Source organism: Dietzia maris, assembly GCF_014144855.1.
GTDB classification, from domain to species: domain Bacteria; phylum Actinomycetota; class Actinomycetes; order Mycobacteriales; family Mycobacteriaceae; genus Dietzia; species Dietzia kunjamensis.
Map to the genome: position 1 here is coordinate 1 of NZ_JAALDN010000271.1, position 4,230 is coordinate 4,230.

Sequence of the window (4,230 nt, forward strand, 5' to 3'; positions counted from 1 at the left end):
GAGCTCGCCCGAGAGCTGGGCCACGCCCGCGACCGCGCCGCCGACATCTCGGCACGGCGCGAGCGGGCCGCGGCGGACCTCGGGCGCCTCGGAGCGTCTCTCCCGTCAACCGCCGAGGACTTCGCGGAATTGCTCGCGGATCTCGAGCGGGAGGAGGCGGACCAGGAGGCCGAGCGGGAACGCGACCGAGCGACCCTGCGCGACGTGGCCGGTTCTCTCAACGAGGAGCAACGCTCGCTGGACCTGGCGCAGGCGCAGCTGACCGCTCTCCTCCGTCACCGGTCGAACATCGACTCCCGGTTGTTGGCCGCCCGGGAGCTCATCTGCGAGGCCGCGGGCGTCAGCGCCCGCGAGCTACCCTTCGCGGGCGAGCTCCTCGACGTGCCGCCCGAGCATTCCCGCTGGCGGCCCGCCATCGAGCGGGTCCTGTCCGGATTCGCCCGCACGATGCTCGTCCCCGATCACCTGTACGTCCGGGTCGCCGCCGCAGTCGACTCGATCCACCTCGGGGCACGTCTGGTGTACGAGGTGGTCGACCACGGCGACGACTCCGCGGCGCGGCGCAGCGGGCCGGACAGTCTGGTCCGGAAGGTCCGGCCGGCCCGCGGGCCGTTTCTTCACTGGCTCAACCGCCGGCTCGCCACAGAGTTCGACGTCGCCTGCGTGGAGACCGCGGCCGAGCTACAGGACCACCCCAGGGCCGTCACTCTGAACGGCCTGATCCGGCGCGGCGCCAGGTACGAGAAGGACGACCGGCGGCGGATCGACGACCCGGCGGCCTTCCAGCTGGGCAGCATGGACGATGCCAAGGTCGAGGCCCTCACCGCGCTCCGCGACGAGATCTCGGCACGTATCGAGGCTCATGAGCGCCGGTGGAGCACGCTCGACTCCCGCGACGCCGAACGTCGCGCCCGCGGTCGCGCGGCCTCCGCACTCATGGGGCTGCGGTGGGAGGACATCGACTCGACGACCGCGCAGCAGCGCGCCGAGGCCGCCCACGATCGTCTGGAGCGGTGGCGTCAGGAGCACCCCGAGGTCGCCGAGATGGAACGTGCACTGCGTACTGCCGAGGAGGACCAGACGCGCGCCCAGGACCACTACGACTCCGCTACCGGCCACCGTGCCGTGGCCGCGAGCATCGTGGTGGCCCTGGAGAACCGGCTCGCCGAGCTCGCCCGTCAGGCCATATCCGAGCTCGACGAGGCGGCGGCCCGCCGGATCCGCGAACGGCTGTCGACCGCGACCCGCCGCCTGAACGCGGACAACGTCCAGGACATCTGCCAGCTCACCGAGCGCGCGATCGCCACCGAGCAGGCGTCCACTGCGGCGGATCTGCAACGTGTCACGCGACGGATCGACACGATCCTCGCCTCGTACCTGGAACTCTGGCCGGCGAAGAAGTCGGACCTCAGGCCGGATTCGGAGTTCGTCGGCGAAGCCGTCGAGTGGCTCGTCCAGCTGCGGCGCGACCGACTGGCCGAGTTCGAGGACCGCTTCCTGGGGCTCATCGGTGACATGCAGACCCGCAACCTGGGTGAGCTCGCCCGCCGCATCCGCCGCGCACGCTCGGAGATCGAGAGCAAGATCGGGCCCGTCAACGACTCCCTGCGACGGTCCGAGTTCCAATCCGGCCGGTGGCTGCAGATCCAGGTACGCGATCGACGCTCCGAGACCGTCACGGACTTCCTCGGTGATCTCGAGAAGGCGGTGTCCGGTGCCCTCGACAAGCGAACCGTCGACGCCGCCGAGGCCGGTTTCGCGGTCATGTCCAGGATCCTGGACCGACTCGGTTCGGCCGAGGCGGGCGACCAGCACTGGAGGAAGACGGTGCTCGACACCAGGCGGCACGTGGGCTTCATCGGCGTCGAGGTCGACGAGTCCGGGGCAGCCACCAACTACCACGACTCGTCCTCGGGGCTCTCGGGCGGACAGGCCCAGAAGCTGGTGTTCTTCTGCCTCGCCGCCGCGCTGCGGTTCCAGCTGGCGGAGGTCGACGACGACGTGCCCCGCTACGGGACCGTCGTCCTGGACGAGGCGTTCGACCGGGCCGACCCCGACTACACCCGGCGCGCGATGGACGTGTTCACCGACTTCGGGTTCCACATGGTCCTGGCGACCCCGCTCAAGCTGCTCCAGACCCTGGAGCCATATATCGGGGGCCTGGTAGTGGTGGGGAACGAGGACGGCAGTCGGTCCCGGATCGAACGAGTCACCTGGGACCGGGGCTGACATGACCGCCCGGACGTCGCCACGTTCACCCGACGACCTCGTACGTGCCTGCGCCACCCGATTCAACCGCCGCTACCGCGATTGGATCGCGCACCCTGGTGAGGGAACCGCCGACGTCGTTCGCGTCACCACCGCGGCCCCTACCGCGACGCGAGCCGCCGAGGACCCCTCCCGCACCTCGGAGTGGATCGAGAGGTGGCGGGACGTCGAATCCGGCTGCGACGGTCCCGATGTGCGCGTCACCTGGGCGGACCGCCGACTGCCCGGGTTCGGGCTGGTCGCCCTCCCCCAGAGCGCCGAGGTCCGAGGCGCCGACGCGATCGCTCGGATCGCCGGGCAGTCCGACCGATGGAAGGAATTACGCCGCCGGGCCGGAGACGTGCTGAAGCTCGGTCCCGACCCCGAAGCGCTCGGGCGTGCCGCGGCCGCCACGGCCCCCCTCTGGGAGAAGCTTGCCGACCGGGACATGGAGCGACTGCTCGCCGTGTGTCGATGGGTGCTCGAGCATCCCACCGAGGGGCTGCGAGCTCGCGAAGTCGCGGTTCCCGGCGTCGACACCAAGTGGATCGAAACCCGCATCAGTCTGGTCGAGCAGCTCGTCGACGCCGCCCGGTCGGGTCGCGACAGCGCAGCGCACGACGAATCGACGATCGTCTCCGGGCTGGGACTCAAACGCTCCGACCTCCGCGTCCGGATGCGGATCCTTGACCCCGCGATCCCCTTTCCGCTGCGCGATGTGGAGAGCCCGGTCGATCAGCTGGCCGAGCTCTGGAACGACGGAACGGGACCGCAACACCTCGTCGTCGTCGAGAATCTCACCACGTTCCTCGCCCTCCCGCCTCTACCCGGCGCCGTCGCACTGTTCGGGCGGGGATTCGCAGTCGACGCTGTCGCAGCGCTGCCCTGGGCCCTGACCGCCCGCATCATCTACTGGGGCGACCTCGATTCGCACGGGTTCGCGATCCTCGACCGACTCAGACACCACGCCCCCGACGCGGTTAGTGCACTCATGGATGTCGACACGTTCTCCGCCTGGCGACAGTTCGCCGTGACCGACCCCAGGCCCACCCGTGCTGCGCCCACGCGGCTCACCCCGGACGAATCCGCTGCGCTCGAGGAATTGACAATCGCCGGGGACCTCCGACTCGAGCAGGAACGAATCCCCTGGGACTGGGCCATATCGCATCTCCGCGCAGCCTGGGAGTGACCCGTATCGTGGGGCCATGTCCCGACGCACCCGGAATGCCGGCCGCGACGACGCCGCAGCGAGCTCTCCAGCCGAGCCTTCTTCCCCCCGGTCCTCCGCTCTCGTGCCCACCACGACGGAGTCGAAGGAGGTCGCGCTGCGCTCGGCCCCGCTGTCCAGCCTGGCCGGGTCCGCGTTCGGCGCCGTGGCCGCGGTGGCGCGACTCGCGCGCCCGAAGGCGCTGCACCCCAAGGGTGTGATCGCCGAGGCCACGCTGAGCGTGACCGGGGTCGGTCGCACGGGGTCGTCCCTGCTGGACGTGACGGGCCGCTGGCCGGCGACGATCCGGTTCTCCCGCGCGGTGGGGCTGCCGGACGCGGTGCCCGATATCGGCGGGATGGCCGTCCGCATCCACGCCGAGAGGCCGGTGGACATCCTGCTGGCCAGCACCGGCACGGGCCCGCTGAGCCGGTACGTCCTCACCACGGGCTGGCGCACGATGGGCCGCACCATGACGTCCATGTTCCCGGTGCTCATCGCCGGTCGCCCGCTCCTCCTGGCCGCGATCCCCACCGGCGACGGCGGCACGTGGACCCTGCAGCACGCCACACCGCTCGGCAAGTGGAAGACGCTGGGCCGGATCACGGTGGACTCGTGGGAGGACGACGACGAGAACCTCCACTTCGATCCGATCGGGAACCGTCTGCCCGGGTCGCGCTACCCGAATGTCCTCAGGGCGCTGCGGGACCCGTCGTACCCGCCCGCCGACCGCGGCGCCTAGGGCCGATCAGCACTCCGCGGCGCCGCGCCGCCAG

At 70.9% G+C, this 4,230-nt stretch carries 3 protein-coding genes; all 3 read left to right on the forward strand.

The genetic code is table 11. The annotated features are described in order from the left end of the window. Positions 1–2,229 (forward strand): ATP-binding protein (locus G6024_RS09385; protein WP_159148563.1); only part of this gene is annotated, 2,229 nt, incomplete at its 5' end. Between the two features lies 1 nt (position 2,230). Beyond that, positions 2,231–3,436, forward strand: a complete 1,206-nt coding sequence (locus G6024_RS09390; RefSeq protein WP_119191846.1) for a Wadjet anti-phage system protein JetD domain-containing protein — start codon at positions 2,231–2,233, stop codon at positions 3,434–3,436. 16 nt (positions 3,437–3,452) lie between these two features. Further along, positions 3,453–4,196, forward strand: coding sequence for a catalase family protein (locus tag G6024_RS09395; protein WP_067713922.1), 744 nt, complete (start codon positions 3,453–3,455; stop codon positions 4,194–4,196). Positions 4,197–4,230 lie beyond the last annotated feature (34 nt).